General features: G+C 53.3%; 23 protein-coding genes and 3 tRNA genes. 11 read left to right on the plus strand and 15 right to left on the minus strand.

Features of this window, described 5'->3' with window-relative positions; genetic code table 11:
* On the minus strand, positions 1 to 1,182 hold the full coding sequence (locus H7F08_RS04040; RefSeq protein ID WP_193639937.1) for a polysaccharide biosynthesis/export family protein: 1,182 nt from the start codon (positions 1,180 to 1,182) through the stop codon (positions 1 to 3).
* A 195-nt stretch (positions 1,183 to 1,377) separates the two neighbouring features.
* A tRNA-Val gene (locus H7F08_RS04045) sits at positions 1,378 to 1,452 on the minus strand.
* A 169-nt stretch (positions 1,453 to 1,621) separates the two neighbouring features.
* Between H7F08_RS04045 and H7F08_RS04050 the strand changes: the two genes are divergently transcribed.
* The 5 genes from H7F08_RS04050 (at position 1,622) to H7F08_RS04070 (ending at position 6,218) form a co-directional block, all read left to right on the plus strand.
* Positions 1,622 to 2,185 (plus strand): C40 family peptidase, encoded by a 564-nt coding sequence (locus H7F08_RS04050; RefSeq protein WP_226842679.1) that lies wholly within the window; start codon positions 1,622 to 1,624, stop codon positions 2,183 to 2,185.
* A 43-nt stretch (positions 2,186 to 2,228) separates the two neighbouring features.
* Complete coding sequence (locus tag H7F08_RS04055; protein ID WP_193639939.1) at positions 2,229 to 3,410, plus strand: lytic transglycosylase domain-containing protein; 1,182 nt, start codon at positions 2,229 to 2,231, stop codon at positions 3,408 to 3,410.
* A 101-nt stretch (positions 3,411 to 3,511) separates the two neighbouring features.
* Positions 3,512 to 4,858 carry a TRZ/ATZ family hydrolase gene (locus tag H7F08_RS04060; RefSeq protein ID WP_319803961.1) on the plus strand — a complete coding sequence of 449 codons (1,347 nt, stop codon included), beginning with the start codon at positions 3,512 to 3,514 and terminating at the stop codon, positions 4,856 to 4,858.
* Positions 4,855 to 5,547 carry a bifunctional 2-polyprenyl-6-hydroxyphenol methylase/3-demethylubiquinol 3-O-methyltransferase UbiG gene (ubiG, locus tag H7F08_RS04065; RefSeq protein ID WP_075322969.1) on the plus strand — a complete coding sequence of 231 codons (693 nt, stop codon included), beginning with the start codon at positions 4,855 to 4,857 and terminating at the stop codon, positions 5,545 to 5,547. The genes H7F08_RS04060 and ubiG overlap by 4 nt, the downstream gene beginning before the upstream one ends.
* The gene (locus H7F08_RS04070; protein ID WP_075322970.1) at positions 5,544 to 6,218 is read left to right on the plus strand and encodes an HAD family hydrolase; all 675 of its coding nucleotides are present in this window, start codon (positions 5,544 to 5,546) and stop codon (positions 6,216 to 6,218) included. The genes ubiG and H7F08_RS04070 overlap by 4 nt, the downstream gene beginning before the upstream one ends.
* Here H7F08_RS04070 and H7F08_RS04075 read toward each other — a convergent pair.
* Entirely contained in the window at positions 6,177 to 7,091 is a 915-nt protein-coding gene (locus tag H7F08_RS04075) for a DMT family transporter (RefSeq protein WP_226842680.1), read from the minus strand. The genes H7F08_RS04070 and H7F08_RS04075 overlap by 42 nt on opposite strands.
* Before the next feature lie 141 nt (positions 7,092 to 7,232).
* Here H7F08_RS04075 and dapC point away from each other — a divergent pair, with 141 nt between their 5' ends.
* The 6 genes from dapC to H7F08_RS04105 all read left to right on the plus strand — a co-directional run bounded on the left by dapC (position 7,233) and on the right by H7F08_RS04105 (position 13,271).
* On the plus strand, positions 7,233 to 8,450 hold the full coding sequence (gene dapC, locus H7F08_RS04080) for a succinyldiaminopimelate transaminase (RefSeq protein ID WP_215866468.1): 1,218 nt from the start codon (positions 7,233 to 7,235) through the stop codon (positions 8,448 to 8,450).
* A gap of 22 nt (positions 8,451 to 8,472) precedes the next feature.
* Positions 8,473 to 9,297, plus strand: coding sequence for a 2,3,4,5-tetrahydropyridine-2,6-dicarboxylate N-succinyltransferase (gene dapD / locus H7F08_RS04085; protein ID WP_031568482.1), 825 nt, complete (start codon positions 8,473 to 8,475; stop codon positions 9,295 to 9,297).
* A gap of 12 nt (positions 9,298 to 9,309) precedes the next feature.
* Positions 9,310 to 10,458, plus strand: a complete 1,149-nt coding sequence (gene dapE / locus H7F08_RS04090) for a succinyl-diaminopimelate desuccinylase (protein WP_193639942.1) — start codon at positions 9,310 to 9,312, stop codon at positions 10,456 to 10,458.
* The gene (locus H7F08_RS04095) at positions 10,451 to 11,272 is read left to right on the plus strand and encodes a septal ring lytic transglycosylase RlpA family protein (RefSeq protein WP_193639943.1); all 822 of its coding nucleotides are present in this window, start codon (positions 10,451 to 10,453) and stop codon (positions 11,270 to 11,272) included. The genes dapE and H7F08_RS04095 overlap by 8 nt, the downstream gene beginning before the upstream one ends.
* 11 nt (positions 11,273 to 11,283) lie before the next feature.
* Positions 11,284 to 12,207 (plus strand): sulfotransferase family protein, encoded by a 924-nt coding sequence (locus H7F08_RS04100; RefSeq protein ID WP_031568475.1) that lies wholly within the window; start codon positions 11,284 to 11,286, stop codon positions 12,205 to 12,207.
* A gap of 65 nt (positions 12,208 to 12,272) precedes the next feature.
* Positions 12,273 to 13,271: a L,D-transpeptidase family protein gene (locus tag H7F08_RS04105; RefSeq protein ID WP_193639944.1), complete on the plus strand. Its 999-nt coding sequence runs from the start codon at positions 12,273 to 12,275 to the stop codon at positions 13,269 to 13,271.
* A 20-nt stretch (positions 13,272 to 13,291) separates the two neighbouring features.
* Here H7F08_RS04105 and H7F08_RS04110 read toward each other — a convergent pair whose 3' ends face one another.
* The 12 genes from H7F08_RS04110 to H7F08_RS04165 all read right to left on the minus strand — a co-directional run bounded on the left by H7F08_RS04110 (position 13,292) and on the right by H7F08_RS04165 (position 24,409).
* Entirely contained in the window at positions 13,292 to 14,860 is a 1,569-nt protein-coding gene (locus H7F08_RS04110; protein WP_193639945.1) for a peptidylprolyl isomerase, read from the minus strand.
* 167 nt (positions 14,861 to 15,027) lie between these two features.
* Positions 15,028 to 15,104 (minus strand) — tRNA-Asp (locus tag H7F08_RS04115).
* A 10-nt stretch (positions 15,105 to 15,114) separates the two neighbouring features.
* Positions 15,115 to 15,190: transfer RNA gene (locus tag H7F08_RS04120), tRNA-Val, on the minus strand.
* A gap of 12 nt (positions 15,191 to 15,202) precedes the next feature.
* A complete protein-coding gene (locus tag H7F08_RS04125) occupies positions 15,203 to 15,475 on the minus strand; it encodes an HU family DNA-binding protein (RefSeq protein WP_024892767.1) in 273 nt (90 codons plus the stop codon).
* A gap of 278 nt (positions 15,476 to 15,753) precedes the next feature.
* Positions 15,754 to 18,144, minus strand: coding sequence for an endopeptidase La (gene lon / locus H7F08_RS04130; RefSeq protein ID WP_051488030.1), 2,391 nt, complete (start codon positions 18,142 to 18,144; stop codon positions 15,754 to 15,756).
* 132 nt (positions 18,145 to 18,276) lie between these two features.
* Positions 18,277 to 19,551 (minus strand): ATP-dependent Clp protease ATP-binding subunit ClpX, encoded by a 1,275-nt coding sequence (gene clpX, locus H7F08_RS04135; RefSeq protein WP_010638115.1) that lies wholly within the window; start codon positions 19,549 to 19,551, stop codon positions 18,277 to 18,279.
* A gap of 19 nt (positions 19,552 to 19,570) precedes the next feature.
* Positions 19,571 to 20,215, minus strand: a complete 645-nt coding sequence (gene clpP / locus H7F08_RS04140; protein WP_010638114.1) for an ATP-dependent Clp endopeptidase proteolytic subunit ClpP — start codon at positions 20,213 to 20,215, stop codon at positions 19,571 to 19,573.
* Between the two features lie 52 nt (positions 20,216 to 20,267).
* On the minus strand, positions 20,268 to 21,545 hold the full coding sequence (gene tig, locus H7F08_RS04145) for a trigger factor (protein ID WP_226842649.1): 1,278 nt from the start codon (positions 21,543 to 21,545) through the stop codon (positions 20,268 to 20,270).
* A 73-nt stretch (positions 21,546 to 21,618) separates the two neighbouring features.
* The gene (pyrE, locus tag H7F08_RS04150; RefSeq protein WP_010638110.1) at positions 21,619 to 22,206 is read right to left on the minus strand and encodes an orotate phosphoribosyltransferase; all 588 of its coding nucleotides are present in this window, start codon (positions 22,204 to 22,206) and stop codon (positions 21,619 to 21,621) included.
* A 44-nt stretch (positions 22,207 to 22,250) separates the two neighbouring features.
* The gene (pyrF, locus tag H7F08_RS04155) at positions 22,251 to 22,949 is read right to left on the minus strand and encodes an orotidine-5'-phosphate decarboxylase (protein WP_031568468.1); all 699 of its coding nucleotides are present in this window, start codon (positions 22,947 to 22,949) and stop codon (positions 22,251 to 22,253) included.
* Complete coding sequence (locus H7F08_RS04160; protein ID WP_031568466.1) at positions 22,946 to 24,106, minus strand: tetratricopeptide repeat protein; 1,161 nt, start codon at positions 24,104 to 24,106, stop codon at positions 22,946 to 22,948. Before H7F08_RS04160 ends, pyrF begins: the two co-directional genes overlap by 4 nt.
* Entirely contained in the window at positions 24,107 to 24,409 is a 303-nt protein-coding gene (locus tag H7F08_RS04165; RefSeq protein ID WP_010638105.1) for an integration host factor subunit beta, read from the minus strand. It lies immediately after the preceding gene.
* Between the last annotated feature and the right edge of the window lie 76 nt (positions 24,410 to 24,485).

The raw sequence follows: 24,485 nt of genomic DNA on the forward strand, positions 1-24,485 counted from the left end.
TTACTTGACGATGCCCGCCGTACTCAGGCCCTGGATCGGGTAAACAATCTGCACGATCAAGCCCAGGAATTTCTGAAGATCGGTAATAGGTGCCGAGGCCACATAAATCAGATCCTTGTTCTGGATAGGGAATTCTTGTGCCGCAAAGAGTGTGGCGGGATTGCTGAAGTCAAAGCGGAACACCACGGGCACTTCCCCTTCGGCATTGGTTTGCAGAGGTTCTGGCCAATTGGTGAGGAAGTCGGGTTTTTCCAGACGGAAAACGAATACCGCCTTGGCATCGGCTTCATTTCCATTCAACCCCCCCGCTCTGGCCAGAGCTTGCGCCAGACTGATGCCCGAGGCTTCAAAATCAATTTCCTTGGTCTGGGTAGTCGCTCCCATGACGGTCACATGCAACGGCTGATACAGTGCGGTAATCACATCCCCTGCACGCAAGGAAACATTTTCTTCGGGGTGCCGGATGACATCTTCCAGAGGAAGTTGCAACACCTTCCCCTGATGAGAAAGCTGAATGGTGACCTTGTTCACCGGTTTATCGACCCCACCCGCTGCCGCCAGCGCCTGCAGCACGCTGACCCCGCCCGGAATCAGCGGAACCTGGGTACTTTTACGCACATTGCCAACCACGGAAATGCTCTGGGCATGGTTGCTGACTAGACGGACCACCACCTGGGGATCATGGGCCATATTTTTCAGACGGGCGCGGATTTCAGCGCCAATATCGTCCAAGGTTTTACCGGCACAGGAAATTTTACCGGCAAAAGGAATGATGATGTCACCATTACTACCCACCATTTGCTCAGGAATGGAGGTCATCACCGAACCGGAACCCGTAGTGCTGTTGGCTGCCCCGGCCGAAGCAAAAAGCATGGCGGGTGGCGCCTCCCAGATATAAACCTGCAAGGTATCGCCAGGCCCCACCGTATACAGTCGCGGATTGGGGTTACTGAAGTCGCGCAGCAGGTTTAGCTGAGGCGTATCTGCCCGAGTCCGGATCTGATGGGCAAGGGCATAATCCACCTTGACCAGCTGAATGCCGCGCAATGTCTTGTTATGGGACACGTTCTCCACAGGTCCGACACGCGGTCCTGCGTAAGGCATGTAGGAGGAGCAACCCGCGAGCCCCGCCAGCAGCAAACTGGCAGTCAAAGCGCGCAAACCCGGATAACCTGTTGTCATCAGCAACATCCTCAGAAAAAACCGTCAGTTGAATAGTTGGTAATATTATTTCCTGCTAGATTGTAACCGAATATCAACTTGGAGGTCATCCAATAGGCACGTCTACCCACAATGTCAGCTAGATGAGCACGTCGTACTGCGCCTTAGTCGCATCATGAGATAATTACAGGTTAACAAGTAACCCATTGTTTTATTTGGTGGGCGGTACAGGGTTCGAACCTGTGACCCCTGCCGTGTGAAGGCAGTGCTCTACCACTGAGCTAACCGCCCTGGATGCCGAACGGTTCCAGAGAGCGCGTAAAATACCAATCGCGGCCATTCAGGTCAACCAGCAGTTAATCTCCCGTAGTTAGCCTCCCTTGCCAAATCAGAAGAATTAGGCTATTTACTTTCCTTAGAAAAAAGAATGAGGAAGACGCCTATGTCAAGGCAGTACTTTATGTTTGCGAAAAGCCCCCTTAAACGGGGGGGAATAACTCTTCTGTTTTTGACATTGACGCTCAGTGGCTGTGCCAGCATGGCCCCCAACAGCCCTTCGTCTTCCTCACTCCCATCCCAGCCTCCAGTGCAATCCTCGGATTATGTGCAGCACGCCGAAGCCACCACATTGGATGCCGTTCTGGTCCACGCCATTTCGGAAATCGGCAAGGATTACCGATGGGGAGGAGACACTCCCCAGACCGGCTTTGACTGCAGTGGTCTCATTCATTACGTGCTGGAGCAGGCTGGCGTGGATATTCCCAGAACTTCTTTTGCCCAGGCCGCTGCCCTGCCGTCCGTGCCCTTACGTCGTATCCGTCCTGGTGATCTGGTGTTTTTCAATACCATGGGTCAACCATTTTCGCACGTAGGGATTTACATCGGTGGGCAGCAATTTGTCAGCGCACTGAACCGACGCCAGGGTGTCGCCGTGCAAAGCCTGCAAATCCCTTATTGGGCCGAACGTCTGGATGGTGTACGCAGGCCTATGCCCAGAGAATTACTGGCCATGCGCGATAACTGAACACGTATCTGATCCGGATTTCAACAACATAACGAGTAAGCACATGCACCCCAAAACCGTTCTCCGCAACATTTTCAGCACTACTATCATGGCCACCCTGCTGTCTGCATGTGCCACCGAAGTCGCTCCACCCACGACAGGTACCGTCAGCAACCCTACTGCCCAGACCATGCCCAGATCCACCGCCTCAGCACCTGAATTTCATTCTTTACCCTCCCAACCAGTGCAGAATCTGCCCTCTGCCCGGCCTGCTTCCTGCGTACAAGATGTTTATTTTCCGAATTTCCCCCAACAATACCAACAGCAACTCCAGGAAATTGCCTGTCATTTACAGATAAACGACGGGTTGCCGGCTAACTATGTCATTCCGGCCCTGCAAAATGCCCGCTTCAATGCCCGTGCCGTGGCGCTGATGACCCCGCCGCCACCCAGCCAGCAACCATCCGTTCCGTATCCGTGGTGGCGCTATCGAGACCGTTTTCTGCACCCAGACCGGATCAATCGGGGGCTGCAATTCTGGAATGCGCATAGCGCCCTGCTTGAGCAGATCAGCCAGAAATACGGGGTTCCCGGTACCATTTTGATGGGCATTCTCAACATTGAGACGGGTTTTGGTTCATTCATGGGGAACTTCTCGGTGCTGAACAGCAACCTTAGCCTCTCGCTGGCTTTGCCGGGGCGCCGCCGGTTTTTTCTGCATGAAACTGCTGAAACCCTGAAATTGGCCCAAAAGCTGGGGGTGTCACCAGGAACCCTGAAGGGCTCCGAAGCCGGAGCCATGGGGATGTCGCAATTCCTGGCCAGCAGTTATTTGCGTTACGGCATTGTCTGGAATGACCCTCCTGGCGGCCCACTTCCCAATCTCTGGCAATCTCCCGCCGATGTACTGGCCTCTACCGCCAATTTCTTCCTGGGCCATGGCTGGCAACCAGGGCAACCGGTCATGGCCAGAGTGGCTGGTGCGGGCGGGGTCGATGCTGCCGCCTTCCTGCACGGCAAGCATCCCTTGGGGCAGCTGCTAGCCGCCGGAATTCAGCCGGAAGAACCCTCTTCCTTACCCGCTGACACCCCGGTTGGCCTGCTTCGCCTGCAAACTCCCGAAGGTCCTACACTGTTTATTGCCTACCCCAATTTCTACGCCATCATGGGCTACAATCCCAGCGTGTACTATTCAGCTACGGTCTGGGCATATTCCCGGGCCATTCAACGGGCACTGGATGGCTGAAGCTGAAAACGACACAGGACCAAGCAACGGGACAATTGCCTCACGCCAGCGCCCCCGTGTTAAGATGAGGCACCCCTAAATATCAGGTCATGAGGTCAGGTGTGCCATCACAACACGCTGCAAAACCAGTGGTCGATCAAATTATCAGTGCGCGCTGGGTCATTCCGGTGCGTCCCCGCGTACTGCTGCATCATCATGCGCTGGCCATCAAGCAGGGGCGCATTGTCGCTATCGGTCCACAGGACGAAATTCATGCCGCATATACAGCAGCAGATAACACGAGCCTCGACCAGCATGTGTTGATGCCCGGTTTCGTCAATGCCCATACGCATGCGGCCATGACCCTGATGCGCGGGCTCGCCGATGACCTGCCCCTGATGACCTGGCTGAACGAACACATCTGGCCCGTAGAAGGACGTTTTGTCAGCCCGGAATTTGTCAGCATGGGTACGGAACTGGCCATCGCAGAAATGCTGCGTGGCGGCACCACCACTTTCAATGATATGTATTTTTTTCCCGAAGCCGCTGCCCAAAGTGCTCAGAACATGGGTATGCGTGCCCATATCGGGCATGTCATCATTGATTTCCCCACAGCTTATGCCGCAAATGCCGATGCCTGCCTGCAAGCGGCGGCTGATCTTCTCCCCTGCCTGCAGCAAATGCCGCTGATCCGTCAAAGTCTCGCACCCCATGCACCCTATACGGTTGCTGACGCCGGTTTACGGGGTACCAGAGAACTGGCCGAAGCTGAGCAACTGCCCGTCCACATGCATGTCCATGAAACCGCCCATGAGGTGGAAGAAAGTCTCGCTCAGCATGGTCGGCGTCCCCTTGCGCGGCTCGCGGAGCTGGGTCTTTTGAATCCGCGTTTTCTGGCGGTACATATGACCCAACTGGACGCTGATGACTTGACGATTTGTCGGGATAGCGGGCTGCACATCGCCCACTGCCCGGAATCCAATCTTAAACTCGGTTCCGGCATCGCCCCCGTGGCCCGTATTCGAGAGCAGGGTATCGCTGTAGCCATCGGTACGGATGGTGCTGCCAGCAATAACGATCTCGACATGCTCGGTGAACTGCGCACTGCGGCCTTGCTGGCCAAAGGTTTCAGCGGCGATCCGACGGCCTTCCCGGCCTGGGAAGTTCTGGAAGCAGCTACTTTGGGAGGTGCCGAAGCCATCGGCTGGGGGGACCTGACCGGCAGTCTGGAACCCGGCAAGGCTGCGGATTGCATCGCCATTTCCCTCGACCACCCGGCCACCTTCCCGGTCTATGACCCGGTATCCCAGGTCGCCTACTGTGCCGGACGCGATCAGGTTACCCACGTCTGGGTAAATGGCCAAATCCGTATTCGTCGGGGTCAGGCGGTGGATTGGGAAGAGCAGGCATTATTCAGCCGCGCGCAAGCATGGGTTAAGCGCATTCGCGACAAGGATCAAAACACATGAACATGGATCAGGCCGAAGTCAGCAAATTTGATGCTCTCGCCAGCACCTGGTGGGACCCTGCCGGACCTTTCCGGACACTGCATGAAATCAACCCGTTGCGCGTAGACTTTATCGCCCGGGGCTGTCAGGGGTTACGCGGCAAGCACATTCTCGATGTGGGTACCGGTGGCGGTCTGCTGGCAGAAGCCATGGCCCGGCTGGGTGCTCACGTTACGGGCATTGATCTGGCAGCAGATGGTATTGCGGCGGCACAGGCCCACGCCGAACTCGGGCATCTGCAAGTCCAGTACCGCAGAGTGGCTGTAGAGGGGCTGGCCGAGGAACAGCCCGAGTCCTACGATGTCGTAACCTGCATGGAAATGCTGGAGCATGTCCCTGATCCTGCGGGCATTATTGCCGCCTGTGCAAAACTGCTGAAACCCGGCGGCAATGCTTTTTTTGCGACGCTCAATCGCAATCCCAAAAGTTATCTTCTGGCTATTGTGGGTGCCGAGTATGTTCTGGGTTTATTGCCACGCGGCACCCACGATTATCAAAAATTCATTCGTCCCAGCGAACTCATTGCCATGACCCGCAAGGCGCAGTTAAAGAGCCGCACACTGAAAGGCATGCATTATGATCCTATCCGCCATTTAGCGCGTCTGAACGATGATGTGACGGTGAATTACCTCCTGCACACCCAAAAATGACCCAACCTGCTGCGGTACTTTTTGATCTCGATGGTACCCTGGTAGATACCGCACCGGATCTGGCGGCGGCTGCCAACCGGCTGCGTGAAAGTCGTGGACTCCCTGCCCTGCCCTTGGCTGACCTGCGCCCGGTAGCTTCCCAGGGCGCACGTGGATTATTGCGGGTCGCGTTTGGACTGCAACCTGAAGACCATGAGTTTCCGGTCCTGCGGGAAATATTTCTGGAAGACTATTTATCGCGGATTTGCGAACAGAGCACCCTGTTTCCCGGCATTGCACAAGTTCTTCACTGGCTGGAGGAAAACCAAATCCCCTGGGGCATCGTCACCAACAAACCAGGGTTTCTGACAGACCAATTACTGACGGCACTGACATTGCCAGCAGCCCCCGGCGTCGTCGTGAGTGGCGATACCACCGCCCGTGCCAAGCCCGATCCTTTGCCAGTTCGCCATGCCTTGCAGCAACTGGACGCCGAAGCCACGCAAAGCCTCATGATTGGCGATGATCATCGCGACATACTGGCGGGCCGCGCGGCGGGTACGCAGTGCTGGGCAGCTGGCTGGGGTTATGTGGAGGCGGAACATCCCCCGGAAAACTGGGAAGCTGATCAGATCATTACCCGTAGTGAATTACTGCAGTCCGCCCTTTTCCATGTCCACACCGCCCAATGAAACCGGATGCTGTTGGCTTCGGGTGATTTGCAACAGCGCGGCGGACAGAATCAATACGCCGCCCAGCACTTCCAGCAAGCCGGGCTTTTCCCCTGCCAAGCACCAGGCAGACAGTGCCCCGACAATCACCTCAAAGGGCATGATCACGGCAGACACACTGACCGGCATGCGCGCCACTCCGTACTGAATGGCCAAGGTCGCGCCGGCAATCCAGAGCCAGGAAAACCCCAGTAAATAGGGGTATTGCATTGGAGAAAGACTGGGCCAGGGTTGGAACCAGACAAAAGGCAGCGCCAACAGGACACAACCCCACCACACCGAAGTGGCACGATGCATATCTCCCAGCGCCTCATCGGCGCGCAGCACCACGTTGCTCAGGGCAAAAGCAAAACCCGAGGAAATGGACAAGAGATCGTTGGTACTCAGATCACTTACAGAAAAGTCCTGACCATGACTGACAACCAGCGCCGATCCACCTACTGCCAGGGCGGCAGCCAAAGCACCACGCCACCCCACCGCTTCCCGCAAAAAAATCCGGGCGGCAAAAATTGCCCAGACCGGCGAAAGATAAAAGAGCAAAAGGATGCGTACCACTTCTCCATGGACCAGTGCCAGCATAAAAGCCACATTGGTCCAGCCCCCAAAAACCAGCAGCCCGATCAGGGTCCAATGATGCCCCCGCAATTCCCCGCGACGCTTCCAGGACCACCATCCTGCCGGTAGAGCAAGCAGCAGATAGATGGCCAGAATCAACCAGGCACCATGCAGCCCCGCCACATTAAAGTAGCGCAAAGGCAGCCATAAAACCCCCCAGAGGCTGGAGCCGATAAGTAATGCCATGATTGGCAAGTTCTGCATGATAATACGTGGCATAAGTCTGCTGAGAACCTGTCCCATGGAGAATTTCGGCAAGAATTTTTCGGATTATATCGGGATTGGCGAGTGGCGTCTCAATTCCTCAGTCGCTGATCAGGGCTTGTCATAAACGCCATCCATGCCCCAGAATCAAAACCTATGACAACACATTCCATGAATCCATTATTGGATACCCTGCAGGCGTATCCTTTTGAGCGGTTGCGGCAGTTACTGGCCGGAGTGACAGTTCCCGACCGGGAACTGATAGATTTTTCCATTGGCGAGCCGCGCCATCCGGCACCAGGGATCGTCAGTGAAGCGATTATCGAGCATCTGCATGGTTTGACGGAATATCCCAAGGTGTTGGGTGATCTGCGGTTGCGTCAGGCGATTGCCCAATGGGCCAGCCAACGCTTTCATTTGCCGCCCGGTTTTTTGAATCCCGAATCTCAGATCATTCCTGCCAATGGCAGTCGTGAGGCACTGTTCAGCATCGCCCAGGCCGTGTTACCCGCCTGCGCCAAACCGCAACCGCTGGTATTGCTGCCCAATCCTTTTTATCAGATTTACGAGGGTGCGGCTCTGCTGGCCGGAGCAGAACCCTATTATCTCAATTGTGGCACAAATGGTCAGCCCGATTTTAAAACGATTGATGAAGCAGTTTGGGCACGCTGTGCCCTGCTCTATATCAATTCACCCCATAATCCGACGGGAGCAACGCTGTCCTGCGAAACCCTGCAGTGGCTTATTGAGAAATCCCGTCAGCATGGATTCGTCCTGGCCGCAGACGAATGTTACAGCGAGCTGTACACTGGTCCGGATGCCCCCGCTGGCATTCTTGAAGCCGCTGCACAAACCGGCAACCTCGACAATGTGCTGGCTTTTCACAGTCTTTCCAAGCGTTCCAGCATTCCCGGCGCGCGCAGTGGCTTTGTGGCCGGTGATGCCAGAATACTCAAGGCTTTTGTCCTGTATCGGACCTATCTGGGTGCCGCAATGCCGCCTTTTATTCAGGCAGCGTCCATCAGTGCCTGGCAGGATGAAACCCATGTCATCCAGACCCGGGCCAGTTATGCACAAAAATTTGCTGCAGCCCGGACTATTCTCGGTCAATATCTACCCATTGAAATCCCGGCTGGCGGCTTTTATCTCTGGCCGCTGGTCGGAAATGGCGAAGCCTTTGTGAAGGCCCTGTTTGCTGAAGAACATGTACGCTGTCTGCCGGGAGCTTATTTATCCCGGGAGGCGCAGGGCTGTCATCCCGGTCAGGATCGGGTGCGCATTGCCCTGGTTGGCAGTCATGAAGACTGCGTCGAAGGACTGGAGCGGATTCGGCATTTTCTGGAAACCCATCCATTATCTTCATTTTCCATTTGAACCACTTTGTGAAGGAGCTTTCGTGAGCCAGAGTCTTGAAACCATTATTGATGCTGCCTGGGAAAATCGGGCGGAAATTTCACCCAAACAGGCACCCGCCGATCTGCGTGATGCCGTTCACCAGACCATTGAAGGGCTGGATAAAGGCGTGCTTCGGGTTGCCGAAAAGCGTCATGGCGAATGGGTGACCCATCAGTGGATCAAAAAAGCCGTGCTCTTGTCTTTCCGACTTCACGATAACAGCCGTATCTCTGGTGCGGAGACCAATTTTTATGACAAGGTGCCGGGCAAATTTGCCGACTATAACAGCAACGACTTTCGCACCGGGGGCTTTCGCGTGGTGCCTCCTGCCACCGCCCGGCGCGGAGCTTTCATCGGCCGTAACTGCGTACTTATGCCTTCCTTTGTGAATATCGGTGCCTATGTGGATGAAGGCACCATGGTCGATACCTGGGCCACGGTCGGATCCTGCGCCCAGATTGGCAAAAATGTGCATCTTTCCGGAGGCGTCGGTATTGGCGGCGTACTGGAACCGCTGCAGGCTAACCCCACCATCATTGAAGACAACTGTTTCATTGGTGCGCGTTCCGAAGTTGTGGAAGGCGTCATTGTTGAAGAGGGCTCGGTAATTTCCATGGGCGTATTCATCGGTGCCAGTACCCGTATTTTCAACCGGGCAACCGGCGAAATCAGCTATGGAAGGGTGCCTGCCGGTTCGGTTGTGGTATCCGGCAACCTGCCCTCTCCAGATGGTAGCTACAGTCTCTACTGTGCAGTTATTGTCAAACAGGTCGATGCCAAAACGCTCAGCAAGGTGGGCATTAACCAGATTCTGCGAGATATCTGAAGGAAGCCGTACATGGAAAAAAGCAGCGTGCTGGCCCTGGCGGAAGATCTGATCTCCCGACCTTCGGTGACTCCGGAAGATGCCGGCTGTCAGGACCTGATGATAGCGCGGCTGGAAGCCCTGGGTTTTCGGGTGACCCGTCTGGCAGCCGGTGGCGTTGAGAATTTCTGGGCAGAACGCGGGTCTTCCGGGCCTTGCCTCTGCTTTGCCGGACATACGGATGTGGTGCCCACCGGCCCGCTGGAAGCCTGGCACAGTGATCCCTTCACCCCCAGCATTCGCGACGGCATGCTCTATGGACGCGGTGCCGCCGACATGAAAGGCAGTCTGGCGGCCATGATCGTGGCGGCTGAACAGTTTATTGCCCGACATCCTGATCACCTCGGCCGTCTCGCGTTTCTGATCACCTCTGACGAGGAGGGTATTGCTACCCATGGCACCCGCCACGTCGTGGATTGGCTGCGTGATCAGAATACCCAGATTGACTGGTGCGTAGTGGGTGAACCTTCTTCGGAAAACCGTCTGGGCGATGTCATTAAAAACGGGCGGCGCGGCTCCCTGAATGGACGTCTGACCGTGCAGGGTGTGCAGGGTCATGTAGCCTATCCTGACAAGGCCGACAATCCCATTCATCGGGCTTTTCGCCCGCTGGCCGATCTGGTGGATCAACAATGGGATACGGGCAACCAGTTTTTTCCGCCCACCCGTTTACAGTTTTCCAATATTCACGCAGGCACCGGCGCCAACAATGTCATTCCGGGGCAGCTCAGTGCCGACTTCAACTTCCGTTTTTCTACGGAATCCACCCCGGAATCCCTACAGGCTGGCGTCCATGGTCTTCTCGATGCTGCGCAAATCCATTATCAGATTGACTGGCAATTGTCGGGACCACCCTTTTTTACTCCTCCCGGCACTCTGGTGGCAGCCACCCAGTACGCCCTGAAAAAAATTCTCGGTCATCCGGCCAGCCTTTCTACGGGTGGAGGAACCTCTGATGGACGTTTCATTGCCCAACTGGGCGGCCAGGTGGTTGAGCTTGGCCCCATCAACAGCACCATTCACAAGCTCAATGAATGTGTGGCAGTAGCAGACCTGGAAGATTTGTCGCGGATTTACAGCGAAATCATGATTCATTTATTGGGATCCGGCCGGGATGATTAAGCCTGTAGTGCACCTATTATATGGCGTGCTGAGCATCGCTGCGTTGCTGATCAGTGGTTGCGCCGGCGTCAGCCAGAAGGCCACTCAGGGCAACCTCCCCGCCCAGGCGGCTGCGGCAAGCTGCAGTGCGCCGACTCCTAACCTGCGCGCAGCTTACAATCGTAGCTATCAGATTCATGGAAGCCTTTATCACCCCCTGCAAAGTGCCGCCGGCTACAATGTGCGTGGACTGGCTTCCTGGTATGGCTGGGAATCCGGTTCCAAAACATCCATGGTAACCCCTTTTCGTCCCCGGGCTTATACGGCGGCCAGCCGTGACTTGCCGCTCCCTACCTGTGCCCGGGTCACCAATTTGAGCAATGGTCGTAGTATTGTTGTTCTGGTGAATGATCGCGGACCCTTTGTGGATGGACGCAGCATGGATCTCTCCTATGGAGCCGCCAGCGCCTTGGGGATGACCCGCCAGGGCACGGCGGCAGTGCAGATTGTCGCGCTCGCCCCCTCCAGCATAACCCCGACCGGGGTAAATAATTCCGAAGCCAGCCCAACAACCATGCATACCCAGGAAATTCAGGGGCCAACCCAAACCTATTTGCAAACCGGCGCATTCAAGGTATTAAACCATGCCACGCTGGAGCGAAATCGTCTTTATGCTGCGGGTTTCCGGGATGTACTGGTTGTTCCCGGGCTCGTTAAGGGACAACAATATTACAAGGTGCAGGTAGGCCCCCTTCCCGATGGCGTTGCTGCCGTACAGGCTGTCGCCGCCATGAAAAAAATGGGTTTTCATGATTTTTATCCGGTGGAACAATAAGCGGCTTGGTAATGCGTGACTTCATCTGGCCGAATTTTTATATTGTTGGTGCGGTAAAAAGCGGTACGACTTCCCTTTATGCCTACCTGAAGCAGCATCCTCAGGTTTTTCTGCCTAACATGAAGGAACCGCACTATTTCACCCAAGCCCATCCGCGTCCCGAACAGGATCATTTAATCCAGCGGGTGTCCAGCGAACGTGAATACCAACATTTGTACCGGGGATCCGAAAATTATATACGCATAGGAGATGCTAGCCCTTCTTATTTATGGTGCCCTGAAGCTGCAGAACGTATTCATAAAGTAAGGCCGGATGCCCGGATTATTGTCATTTTACGCGATCCGGTGCAGCGTGCTTATGCCCAATACCTCATGGACTATAATGAAGGCGTTATTGACTTGCCATTTTTAGACGCTTTGAAAAAAGACTGGACGCGCCCTGACAAGGGTTGGGGAGTGTCTCAGCTATATCTGGAACTCGGCCAATACGCCGCACAGATTTCCAGATACCAGCAGCGTTTTGGTACTGAAAATGTCCATATCTGCCTGCTGGAAGACCTTAAAAAAAATCCGATAGATGTCCTCATAAAAATTTGCGAGTTTCTGGAGATTGATCCGCAGGCTATCAATCATATCAATCTGCAATCCATCCATAATGCCTATCGCCTGCCACGGGGAAACTGGGCGCGTATCCTCGCCAGTAATCCCATCAGTCGCCGCATTGGCGAACACTTTTTCCCCCGGCGTTGGGGTGATTACATCTGGCGCCACATTTTCCTGATGAAAAGCCACAAACCGCCTATGGATGCGGAAGCTCTGTATTTTTTAAAGACTTTTTACGAACCAGAAATCCAACAACTGGAAAAACTGCTGATTCGACCACTACCGGAGCTGCGTAAATCCTGGGAGATGAAACAAGGAACTTATAAGTACTGATTTAAGACTAACAGTCATCTAGAATTTGACTGACAACCACCGCAAACACTTAGGGAAAAACCGATATGCTGGTATCAGCACCCCCCACTGCTGCCGTAATTTCCAGTGCATCCTCAACGGTCCTGCAAGCCCGAGAAATTCGGCGTATTCTCATCCGTCTCCATTATCTCCCGCTGATTCCGGAAGATTATCTGGGCGTGCATGGTCATATCCATAAAACTTACCAGTGGCGCTTTAAAATCCCGCGTGCCTTGCAGGCCCTTGCCGCATCGGATTCCTGGCAAGATCCCTGGAATCCATTGGTACTGGGTGCCTTGTACCAGTTCGAAGCTGTGCATAATCTGCCGATAGTACCTGGCGGAATGGGCATACGTGGATTACCCCTGAACATAGAAAAAGCCCTGTTACACGCAAAAAAAACTGATCCGGATCCCTGGACCTGGATTCTGGTGACCAAATTTCCCCGCCCGGAAGAAATTCATTTGTTTATGGGCGGACATGGCTGGATTTTCCAGAGCAAAGCCAATACCGGCGTCATGCATGCCACTCCGGATGGGACCTGGCCGATTTATGCCCGTGATACCCATACCGCCATGGTTGGCCGCTTTCCCATACCAGTATCCCACGCGCAAATACGCTTATATGAAGCCGCGAAGTCGGCAGGTTATGCCCTCCAGTCCGTGCATTATTCGCGCTATCATCACCACTGGGTGGAATACCAACATTATGATGACCCGGATATCCGTTGGGTCAATTATTTCGACAGAGGCCGTGCCGTACATTTTTATCCCCGGGCCAATTACGGCTTTCCACAAAGTGCGGGCTGCGTCGAGCTTCCCAAAAGCGCGGCACACAAAGTGTACGGACTCATCCATTATGGAACACCCGTTACCGTCAGCCACGCTGCGATCGGCCCCTGGGATCCGCCAGGAAGCAGATACCTGAAACAACCCCTGAACATTAAACCCATCCATTTGGCTTATCGAGAAATCGCTGCCAAATCCACAGCACTTAGCGTACATCTGCAATTGGTGGAAACGAGCGCTTCAGACGCGAATCATTGACGTGGATACTTTAGCGAGAATTATTGGCTGCTCGCAGCCGCGAGCTTTGCATCGTCGATTTTTACCTTGGCATGATCGCGCAGATCACGCAAATAAGCTGCCGACAACAATCTTCCCCGTTGTTCTTCCAGTGAGGCACGAATTTCAGCCGTCACCTTGGGATTGACCGCTACTGAAGAAGGCGCCATCACCTGAGTCACCGCAAATAGCGTGTAGCCATTCTGCCCACGAACCATCCCCATGGAAGGAATATGCTTTATAGGAGCTGGGGCATCAAATGCTGCGCTCAGCAAAGTCGGAGACAAACCCCGCGCATCTTTCCGGGTGACATTCAAATGGACTTGGACAGGATAAGTACCATCCGCAGTCAACACCTCTACCTTACCGGCTTTCCTAGCCGAAGCCAGCAGGGCTTCTGCTTTGCTTTTAGCCAGTTGCGTGGCTTTTTCTACCGTTAATTGCGCCACAATCTGATTTTTGACTGCTGCTAAAGTCTGGGCTCTACCCGGGGTATAATGGAGCAGATGAACGGCCAGCAAATCTCCATTTTTCAAAGTCAGGGCCGAACTGTTTTTACCAGCCAATACGGCTTTGCTAAAAGCCAAATCCAATGCTTTCGGATCAGAAAAGGGACCACTGGATGCTTGTTTTCCAGCAGTCAGCTGCCCGCTCGATTCAATGGTTAAGTGATATGCTTTCGCCACTGACTGAAGTCCATCGGGACTACTGAAAAGGCGATCCTTGAAGTTTTCAACCTGGGCCTGAAAAGCATTTTCAGCAGCCTGATCAGCCTGTTCTGAATTTTTACTTCCGGAAGCAGCCGCTGCAGTAACGCCTTTCGCCGATGTCTGGTTCGCGCCAAGGAAATTATGCGGTCCCATAACTATGTAGTGCACTTCAACTTCAGCAGGCAAATGAAATTCAGATAAGTGCGACTGATAAAATGACTGCACTTCCGCCGTATCCGGCTTGGCTTGCTCAGCAAAATGCGCATCAGTGATGGTCACTGTCTTGATATCCCGATATTCCTGCGACCAACCCCATACTTCAGTCGCTGCCTGATCAGAAGCACTGGCAACAATTTGAGGAATAACCTGAAGTTGCTCCAGCCGCATGCTTTCGCGCAACATACCTTCAAATTGTGCAGGTGTCATTCCGTTGGCGGCTAATAATTTCTGGTATTTTGCCTTGGAAAAAACGCCCTTTTCCTGAAAAGCAGGAATGGCTTCTACTTTTTTGGCCAAGGCCGTATCCGAAACTTGTAAACCCAGGCGTCTGGCTTCGGTACCCAATAATATATTATCAATCAATCCATTCAGTACATCATGGGCAAAGCTGCTCTGCTGTGCCATTTTAGCAGCCGTTGCTGCTCCAAAAACATGACTATAACGTTCTTGCGCTTCTTCCAAGCGCTTATGAAACACCGCTTCGGTAATTTTTTGGCCATTTACAGAGGCTACAGCCGCAGGTCCGGAACTACCGGACATCAAATAGCCGCTAACGCCCCAGAGGACAAAAGACAACGCAATGAGTACCATAATTATTTTGGCAATAAATGATTGTCCAAAATTACGAAATACATCCATCATAATTACAATCCTCGCGAAACGGTGCTCCGGTATATATGACCACTTTACTGGTTGATGAAAGCCACTCTTACCACGAATTAAACTTGGATACGATTATAAAGCGCAGCAGAGAATTTCTGCTGTTAAAAATAAAAAAGCGCCCGCTTGCGAGGGCGCCTTTCTTCATTTGGCGGGGCGGACGGGGCTCGAACCCGCGACCTCCGGCGTGACAGGCCGGCATTCTAACCAACTGAACTACCACCCCAATAAATTGGTGGTGGGCGGTGAGGGGCTCGAACCCCCGACATTCGGCGTGTAAAGCCGACGCTCTACCAACTGAGCTAACCGCCCAAACCAGACGCGCTAGTTTACTGCATCACGCAATGCTTTACCAGCTTTAAATTTAGGTGTGCGACTGGCGGCAATCATGATTTCTGCACCTGTTGCAGGATTCCGACCCTTACGCGCTTCGCGTTCAGAAACCAGGAAAGAACCAAAACCTACCAGCGTGACCTGATCACCCTCTTTCAAGGCAGCAGTAACCACTTTAATAGCGGCATCCAGGGTATGTCCTGCGGCGGCACGCGTAACACCTGCTTCTTCTGCAATTTTTTCGATCAATTCGGATTTGTTCATAATTTCTTTCTCCTGTTATAGACCCAGACACTTCTGTAAAACTACGAATCAGCTAATGCTAGTAGAGGTTATAGCAGGGTAAAAAAACACTTGTCAAGATCACCAACAAAATCTACAAATGATTTCACATGTTAGACCCTATCTATCTGACAATATTCGTCGTGATTTAGCGACTGTCTACGTATTAATCAATGACAAATTATAACAGTACAAGTTGATAGCAGAACAAAATACTGCCTCTGAGAATAATCATATTCCCAGAGGCTGATAACAGTAATCTAGTGGGCTGTTGCTTTATCTTCCGCGTTATCTCCACTAACTGGCGGTACAACACCCAGTAGAGGTTCTCCATCATCAGGCAATGGTGTTGGTGACGTCTCCAGAGCAATCGCTAACACTTCGTCAATCCAGCGTACCGGCTTGATCGTGAGTGCATCACGCACGTTTTTGGGGATTTCCTGCAAATCCTTTTCGTTTTCAGCAGGAATCATCACCGTACTGATGCCCCCGCGATGTGCTGCCAACAGTTTCTCTTTCAAGCCCCCAATAGGCAGAACCTCACCACGGAGAGTAATTTCACCCGTCATGGCCACCGTAGCCTTGACCGGAATACCGGTCAGCGCAGAAACCAAAGCCGTGGCCATGCCGATGCCGGCGCTGGGGCCATCTTTGGGGGTCGCACCTTCAGGAACGTGAATATGGACATCCCGATTCTGATAAAAGTCAGCCGGAATACCCAACGCACGCGATCTGGCACGCACCACACTCATAGCCGCCTGAATGGACTCCTGCATGACGTCACCGAGTTTGCCTGTAATCAGCAGTTTACCCCGACCCGGTACAACCACAGCCTCAATACTCAGCAATTCACCCCCGACTTCCGTCCAGGCTAAGCCGGTGACTTCACCAATACGATTTTCTTTTTCTGCCTTGCCAAAATCAAAACGCCGAACACCCAGATATTTGTCCAGATTACGATCAGATACCTGAATTTTAGTGCGCTTCTTGTCCAGCAGGAGCTCCTTGACGACTTTACGGCAAATGCGCGCCAGCTCCCGCTCAAGATTCCGCACCCCCGCCTCGCGTGTATAGTAACGGATGATGTCCCGAATTACGGTTTGCGAAACCTGCATCTCCCCGTCTTTCAGACCGGCTTTCTCGATTTGCTTCGGGAGCAGATACTTAGTGGCAATATGGATTTTTTCATCTTCGGTATAACCGGAAATCCGGATGACCTCCATACGATCCATTAAAGGTGCCGGAATATTCAGGGTGTTAGCTGTAGTAACAAACATCACCTCGGACAAATTAAAGTCCACTTCCAGGTAATGATCATTAAAAGTGGCATTCTGCTCCGGATCGAGCACTTCAAGCAGTGCCGAAGCCGGATCACCCCTAAAATCCATCGCCATTTTGTCGACTTCATCCAGCAACATCAGCGGGTTGCGGGTTGCCACCTTGGCCAGACTCTGGACAATTTTTCCCGGCAATGCGCCGATATAAGTCCGCCGATGTCCGCGAATTTCCGCTTCATCACGTACTCCGCCCAGAGACATCCGCACAAATTTGCGATTGGTTGCTTCCGCAATGGAGCGGCCCAAACTGGTTTTACCAACACCGGGCGGACCAACCAGACACAAAATGGGGCCACGACTGTTACCCACACGTTCCTGCACAGCGAGATACTCCAGTATCCGCTCCTTCACATCTTCCAGACCATAGTGGTCGGCATCGAGGATGGCCTTGGCACGCTTAAGGTCTTTAGTAATTTTGCTGCGTTTACGCCAAGGAACACCAACCAGCCAGTCAATATAATTACGCACCACCGTCGCTTCCGCAGACATGGGGCTCATCATCCGTAGCTTCTTTAATTCGGCATCCGCCTTGGCCCGCACATCTTTGGGCATTCCGGCTTTTTCAATTTTACGGGCGAGCTCATCCAGCTCACTACCACCCTCTTCCGAAAGATCGCCGAGCTCCTTCTGGATGGCCTTCATCTGCTCATTCAGATAATACTCGCGCTGGCTTTTCTCCATTTGCCGCTTGACACGTCCACGAATCCGCTTTTCTACCTGCAGCAGATCAATTTCGGATTCCATCATGCCCAGCAGGTGTTCCAGTCGCACACGCGTATCTGCTTTTTCGAGAATATCCTGTTTTTCTTCCAGCTTGAGACTGAGATGGGCAGCCACCGTATCCGCCAGTCGCGCCGGATCATCCATACTGGCCAGGGTAGACAAAATTTCTGGCGGGATTTTTTTGTTGAGCTTTACATAGGACTCAAACTGCGCGCTGACTGAACGCATCAGCGCTTCCAGTTCACGATCATTGGCAGCACCACTGACCACTACCTGAACCTGGGCGCGCAGTGATTCGTCAGCCGGCAAAAAAGAGACGATTTTGGCCCGGTCCGTACCTTCCACCAGGACTTTGACCGTTCCGTCCGGCAGTTTCAGCAACTGCAAAATGGTCGCCAAAGTCCCGATACGATAAATATTTTCCGGCTGGGGATCATCATCAGCCGCATTTTTTTGAGAAACCAGCAGGATCTGTTTTTCTCCTGACATGGCTTCTTCCAGTGCGCGGATAGACTTCGCACGACCTACAAAAAGCGGGATCACCATATATGGGAAAACCACCACGTCCCGTAACGGAAGCACGGGCACCATCAGGGATTCTTCTTCTACCAGGAGACTTTTATCTATTTGCGCCACGGTTCACTCCAGAAATTCGATGATAACCATCATTAGGAAAGCAGATTGGGGCGCATGGTCGAGTTTTCAACGCGCCCCCAGCTTGTATCAGGCAGGATGAGACATATCTACCTTGATGGCATCGTCATAAACCAGAAGCGGCTTGCCGCCACTTTCCACCACCGCAGCATCCACCACCACTTTTTTGACGCCGGTCATGGAAGGCAGCTCGTACATCGTGTCCAGCAAAATCTGCTCAAGGATGGAGCGCAAGCCGCGAGCACCGGTTTTCCGCGCAAGGGCCTTTTTGGCAATCCCCTTGAGGGCCTCTGGACGGAACTCCAGGATAACGCCCTCCAGGGAGAACATTTTCTGATATTGCTTGATCAGGGCATTTTTGGGTTCAGTGAGGATGGACATGAGCGCTTCTTCATCCAGCTCTTCCAGAAGTGCCAATATGGGCAAACGTCCGACAAACTCGGGAATCAACCCATAGCGCACCAGATCTTCCGGCTCCAGATTCTGCATGAGCATGGCTGCAGTAGCATCTTTGTCCCGTTTTTTGAGGGGCGCGTTAAAGCCCATACCGCCTTTTTCGATGCGGGAAGAAACGGATTTTTCAAGGCCCGCAAACGCACCCCCGCAAATAAACAGAATGTGACGGGTATCCACCTGCAAAAACTCCTGCTGTGGATGTTTACGACCACCCTGAGGAGGAACCGAGGCAACGGTGCCTTCAATCAGTTTCAACAAAGCCTGCTGCACGCCTTCTCCCGATACATCGCGGGTAATGGAAGGGTTTTCAGATTTGCGGGTGATCTTGTCGATTTCGTCGATATAGACAATTCCCGTCTGGGCTTTCTCGACGTCATAATCACATTTCTGCAGCAGTTTTTGAATGATGTTTTCCACATCCTCACCGACATAACCGGCTTCGGTGAGGGTCGTGGCATCGGCCATGGCAAAGGGCACGTTCAAAAGGCGCGCCAAGGTCTGAGCCAGAAGGGTCTTGCCGGAACCGGTCGGACCAATCAACAAAATATTACTTTTGTCGAGTTCTACTTCATTGTCCTTACCGCCATGCTCCAGACGTTTGTAATGATTGTACACCGCCACGGAAAGCACTTTTTTGGCACTGTCCTGACCAATAACATAATCATCCAGGGTCTTGCGTATTTCCATGGGTTTCGGAAGCTTATCCGGCTGATCACCGCGCAGATCATCCAGGATCTCGTCCTTGACGATATCATTGCACAGTTCTATGCATTCATCGCAGATGAATACCGATGGTCCAGCAATCAGTTTCCGGACTTCGTGCTGACTTTTTCCGCAAAAAGAACAATACAAGGTCTTTTCGCCACTTCCCTCATGCTTTCCAGCCATAGCTGTTCTCCTGCCTGCTTCAGGCGGTCTCGTTATCGCCGCGATGGGTAATCACGGCATCGACGAGATGGTAGGTTTGGGCCTCTTCGGCCGACATGAAAAAATCCCGGTCGAGATCCTGCTCAATGCGTTCACGACTCTGTCCAGTATGGTGGACCAGAATATCATTCAGACGTTCACGAATGCGCAGAATCTCTTTGGTGTGAATTTCGATATCATGCGCCTGCCCCTGGAAGCCACCGGAAGGCTGATGCAACATGATTCTGGCGTTGGGTAATGCGTAGCGTTTGCCTTCCGCACCAGCAGCCAGCAGCACGGCGCCCATACTGGCGGCCTGGCCAATACAGACTGTACTCACCTTGGGACGAATGAACTGCATGGTATCGTAAATAGCCATCCCTGCCGTCACAGACCCGCCCGGGCTATTGATATACAAAGCAATATCCTTGTCAGGATTTTCCGCTTCCAGGAAAAGCAGCTGGGCTACCACCAGGTTGGCCATCATGTCTTCCACCTGACCCACCATGAAAATAACCCGTTCTTTCAGCAGGCGGGAGTAAATATCATACGACCGCTCACCACGACCCGTTTGTTCCACCACTATCGGAACATATCCCAAACCCTGGGGGGCGGACGTAACTGGTTCTCCTGCTTGTTTCCACATCATTGCTGCTCCTCGATTAAGGGACGCTGCCACATTCGTCTGAATACCCGATTTACGCCGCCGGGGTTGCCGGAGAACGGCCAATCAACTGATTAAAGTTCACTGACTCTTCGGTCACTTTAACACGCTCCAGAAGCCATGCCACCACTTTATCCTCCAGCACCATGGCTTCTGCCTGTTCCAGCTGCTCCGGTTTGCTGCGATACCAGGCCACAAACTGGTCGGGATCCTCATATTGCTCGGCCATGTCACGGATGACTTGCGTCACCTCGGCAGAACTGGCCTGCAGCTTTTCCCGGCGCACCACTTCACTGAGGACCAGACCGAGCACTACCCGGCGCCTGGAGATATTTTCCAGGTCTCCAGCAGCACTGGCATTGGGGTCTTTCTGCAATTGTTCCAGTTCCCGGGCCAACATTTGTTTGGGCAGGTCTGGCTGGTTACTCTCGACCACCAGATCCAGCAGTTGCGATTTCACCTGGGCATGACTCAGCCTTTGGGCTTCGCGTTCCAGATTCTCCTTGACCTCCTGACGCAGGACGGCAACATCACCATCTTCGATACCCAGCGCCAGAGCAAATTCGGCATTCAATTCAGGCAACTGTGCTTCGGCCACTTCCTTGACCTGGAGATGAAATTCGGCATTTTTGCCCGCCAGTTCTGCCACATGATAATCCGCAGGAAACTGTACAGAAACACTTTTTTCTTCACCGGCAGAAAGCCCGATGAGGCCCTGTTCAATATCCGGGAGCAGCCGTCCGGCGCCCAGGACTACCTGATAATCCACCACATCGCCACCGGGCATGGGTTCACCATCCATAAGTCCCTGGAAATCTACCGTAACCCGGTCTTCATTTTGTGCCGCACGCTCGGTTTTAACATAAAAACGGCGCTGCTGGCGCATGATATCAATCGTGGCATCTACATCACTTTCCGTAACAACGGCACTCTTGCGAATCACCGTAGCCGTGGGAATTTGCGGTTCGAATTCAGGATAGACTTCAACAACCGCCGTGAACACGAAGTCTTCTCCGCGTCCGCCTTTTTCAACCTGCACTTCGGGACGCCCTACGGGACGCAGGGATTGTTCACGGACGGCCTGGGAATAGCGCTCATTAATCAGCTGATCAAAGGTTTCCATGAGGGCATCTGAACCATAATGGCGTTCAACAATAGCCAATGGTGCCTTGCCCGGACGGAATCCCGGAAAACGCGCTGAGCGGGCCTTGTTACGTAAACGTTGCGTGACACCACTTTCCACCTCACTGGCAGGAATGGTCACATGAATGTGGCGTTCCAGAGGCGCAGCCTCCGGTGTGGAAATTTGCATGAACTGATCCTTGTTTTTCATTTTGTCTAAGCCTAAACACCCATCATAAACACAAGCCCGCCGCCCCTCAAGGTCAGCGCAGCCCCCGACTGCCCGGTTTCACCGGGACACCACCCGCCGCGCAGAGCGGACAATCTTCAGCGGACCAGGTCCGCACCGGCAAACGCAGGAGTGGATAAAATGGAATACCATCAAAATCCTGGAAGCCCGCGCTACGATCAATAATTGCAGAACTAGCCAGTACCTTGCCACCTGCTGCCTCTACCGCAGTAATACATTCACGAGTCGATCCACCGGTCGTAGTAATATCTTCAACGACCAACACCCCTTCACCTGGGGATAAAGCAAAGCCCCGGCGCAGGACCATCTGGCCATTTTCACGTTCGGTGAAAAGACTGCGTACCCCCAGCGCTCTGGCACATTCATAGGAAACCAATACGGCACCCATGGCTGGCCCCACGACACAACGGATCTGCTTCCTGACTGCTTCTGGAATACCGGCAACCATCGCGACACAGAGGCGTTCTGCATGTTCTGGGTTCTGCAACACTTTTGCAGATTGCAAGTAGGTATCGCTGTGCAAGCCAGAGGACAATAAAAAATGTCCTTGTAACAAGGCACCATCATTTTTGTATAAATCCACTACTTCATCTGCTGTCACTGAGTTTGTTTCTCCATTAGTCTGATTTTATAAAATGGGACACATTATCCCGCGCAAGCAGCCAACAGGGCAGACAAAGCTTCTGCCGGATCCGGCGCTGCAGTAATGGGGCGGCCAATGACCAGATAGTCTGAACCCGCCGCCAGGGCGGCTCCAGGCGTCATGGTCCGCCTCTGGTCATCGGCGCCATGCTGGGCGGGCCGGATACCGGGGGTCACCAGACAAAACTCCGGATGCAATTGTTTGAGCCGGGAAGCCTCCTGCGCAGAACAGACCAGTCCATCCAGACCAGCCTCTGCACTGAGCGCGGCCAACCTTTCTACCTGTAGCTTAACAGAGTCATGCACACCCAGCTGCCCCAGGGCATCGGCATCCAGACTGGTCAATACCGTCACCGCAATCAGCAGCGGCTGATGCCCGGAAGCCGTCACCCCATCAACAGCCTCCCGCGCGGCCTCCAGCATGGCCTTCCCCCCACTGGCATGCACGTTGAGCATCCACACCCCCAAGCGGGCGGCAACCTGACAGGCTTTGGCCACGGTCTGCGGGATGTCATGAAATTTGAGATCCAGAAACACCTCAAAACCCCGATTCTGAAGTTGTTCAATCACTTTGGGTCCGGATGCCGTAAAGAGTTCCTTGCCCACCTTGACCCGGCATTGGCGGGGATCCAAAAGTTCAGCCATAGCCAATGCTGCTGCCGTATCTGCATAATCCAGCGCGACAATAAGTGGTGATTTCACAGCTTTTCCTCTCCTGAAAAGACACCCCACTGGCGACAACTGGGGCAGCGCCAGTAATACTGCGTACTTTGATAACCACAAGACTGACAATGAAACAGTTCAGGTTCCAGTTGCCACTGACGCACGGCCAGGGCCATTTTTTCGATCAGCTCCGTTTCCGGAGCGTTCGGGTCCATGCTTAACAACAGCTGAAATACCCGAAGATCAGGTTTTTTGATCAGAATATTGCGCAAAAAACTACTGGCAGCTGCCTGTCCCTCTATTTTCTGCAAAGCTTCTGCCAGGCGTTTAATGGCCAGCGGCGAACGACAGTGATCCTGCAAACGCTGCAGATGATCCTGCTGCTGGCCCCCCATGTGCTGCAAAACCTGCAGAAAGGGCTCCAGCACCAGTAAAATCGCCGAGTCAGCCGGTAGTGCCAGCAATTTATCCCAGTATTTGAGAGCACCCTGCCAATCTTTTTTGTCAAAGGCGAGACGCCCGGCAATCATCAGTGCGCGCGGATTGTCGGGAACCTCCCGGCGCGCAGCATTCAGATACTTTTGTGCCTGAGACTGATCCCCACTGCGCAACGCTTCTTCGGCCAGCTCACCGTACAACAAGGCAATTACCTTTTGCTGTTCGGACATTCCTGATTGGAGTAAACGCTTGCGAATGGCAATAGAGGAAGCCCACTCACTACCCAATTCATAGAGTTCCGCCAGCGTGGCAAGCCCTTCGGTATGCGCGGGCTGACTTTCGAGCAATTCCTTGAGAATGCTTTCTGCCCGATCCAGAATTCCGGCTTTCAAATAATCGCGGGCAATTTCAAACAGCACACTTTGCCTGAGTTCCTCAGCCAGGGTTGGCTGTTCCAATAAGTACTGATGCACCCGCAATGCCCTTTCCAGTTCGCCACGTCGGCGAAACTGACGGCCCAGGGCCAGGAGAATATCGACACTTTCCGGGTGCTGGCGCAAGGCTTCCAGAAAAACCTCTACCGCTTCGTCCTGACGTTCACTCAGAAGGTAATTCAGGCCCTGAATATAAACCTGAGGGATGGCTTTGCCAGCGGGGGCTTTTTGGGTACGGCCCAGCCAGAAGCCCAGCAGGGCAGCAAAGCCTGATACTATCCCCAGGACGAGGACAACCGCAGAATCCACGCCCAGAATGGTCAATCAGGCTTTGCCGGATGTATTCTCCGGATAATCGACCTGCTCGCGCAGTTCCTTACCCGGTTTGAAGTGTGGAACCCGCTTTTCCGGGACCATGACCGATTCGCCGGTCTTGGGATTACGCCCCTGTTTAGCTGGACGTACATGCATGGAAAAACTGCCGAAGCCACGAATTTCAATGCGCTCACCTTCAGCAAGTGCATCACTGAGGTAATCCAGCATATGGCGGGTGGCCATTTCAATATCACGCACACTGAGCTGCGGGTATTGGGCGCTGATGTTTTTGATCAATTCAGATTTAGTCATGATTTTTAGCTTCTTCAAATAAGCACTGATTGGAAAACCATAAAAACGACAGACGGCAAGAACTTCGGCCTGACGC

Source organism: Acidithiobacillus sp. HP-11, assembly GCF_015100075.1.
Lineage (GTDB): Bacteria > Pseudomonadota > Gammaproteobacteria > Acidithiobacillales > Acidithiobacillaceae > Acidithiobacillus > Acidithiobacillus thiooxidans.

What these genes read in the sequence shown, in the direction of transcription:
- lon (WP_051488030.1), bottom strand. Translation starts at nt 18,144, where the DNA reads ATGGTGCCCGTGCTTCCGTTACGGGACGTGGTGGTTTTCCCATATATG.
- clpP (WP_010638114.1), bottom strand. Translation starts at nt 20,215, where the DNA reads ATGTGGAAACAAGCAGGAGAACCAGTTACGTCCGCCCCCCAGGGTTTG.
- tig (WP_226842649.1), bottom strand. Translation starts at nt 21,545, where the DNA reads ATGCAAATTTCCACACCGGAGGCTGCGCCTCTGGAACGCCACATTCAT.
- H7F08_RS04040 (WP_193639937.1), bottom strand. Translation starts at nt 1,182, where the DNA reads ATGACAACAGGTTATCCGGGTTTGCGCGCTTTGACTGCCAGTTTGCTG.
- H7F08_RS04100 (WP_031568475.1), top strand. Translation starts at nt 11,284, where the DNA reads ATGCGTGACTTCATCTGGCCGAATTTTTATATTGTTGGTGCGGTAAAA.
- H7F08_RS04070 (WP_075322970.1), top strand. Translation starts at nt 5,544, where the DNA reads ATGACCCAACCTGCTGCGGTACTTTTTGATCTCGATGGTACCCTGGTA.
- dapE (WP_193639942.1), top strand. Translation starts at nt 9,310, where the DNA reads ATGGAAAAAAGCAGCGTGCTGGCCCTGGCGGAAGATCTGATCTCCCGA.
- H7F08_RS04055 (WP_193639939.1), top strand. Translation starts at nt 2,229, where the DNA reads ATGCACCCCAAAACCGTTCTCCGCAACATTTTCAGCACTACTATCATG.
- clpX (WP_010638115.1), bottom strand. Translation starts at nt 19,551, where the DNA reads ATGGCTGGAAAGCATGAGGGAAGTGGCGAAAAGACCTTGTATTGTTCT.
- H7F08_RS04050 (WP_226842679.1), top strand. Translation starts at nt 1,622, where the DNA reads ATGTTTGCGAAAAGCCCCCTTAAACGGGGGGGAATAACTCTTCTGTTT.
- H7F08_RS04165 (WP_010638105.1), bottom strand. Translation starts at nt 24,409, where the DNA reads ATGACTAAATCTGAATTGATCAAAAACATCAGCGCCCAATACCCGCAG.
- H7F08_RS04095 (WP_193639943.1), top strand. Translation starts at nt 10,451, where the DNA reads ATGATTAAGCCTGTAGTGCACCTATTATATGGCGTGCTGAGCATCGCT.
- dapC (WP_215866468.1), top strand. Translation starts at nt 7,233, where the DNA reads ATGACAACACATTCCATGAATCCATTATTGGATACCCTGCAGGCGTAT.
- H7F08_RS04125 (WP_024892767.1), bottom strand. Translation starts at nt 15,475, where the DNA reads ATGAACAAATCCGAATTGATCGAAAAAATTGCAGAAGAAGCAGGTGTT.
- H7F08_RS04110 (WP_193639945.1), bottom strand. Translation starts at nt 14,860, where the DNA reads ATGATGGATGTATTTCGTAATTTTGGACAATCATTTATTGCCAAAATA.
- ubiG (WP_075322969.1), top strand. Translation starts at nt 4,855, where the DNA reads ATGAACATGGATCAGGCCGAAGTCAGCAAATTTGATGCTCTCGCCAGC.
- H7F08_RS04075 (WP_226842680.1), bottom strand. Translation starts at nt 7,091, where the DNA reads ATGCCACGTATTATCATGCAGAACTTGCCAATCATGGCATTACTTATC.
- H7F08_RS04105 (WP_193639944.1), top strand. Translation starts at nt 12,273, where the DNA reads ATGCTGGTATCAGCACCCCCCACTGCTGCCGTAATTTCCAGTGCATCC.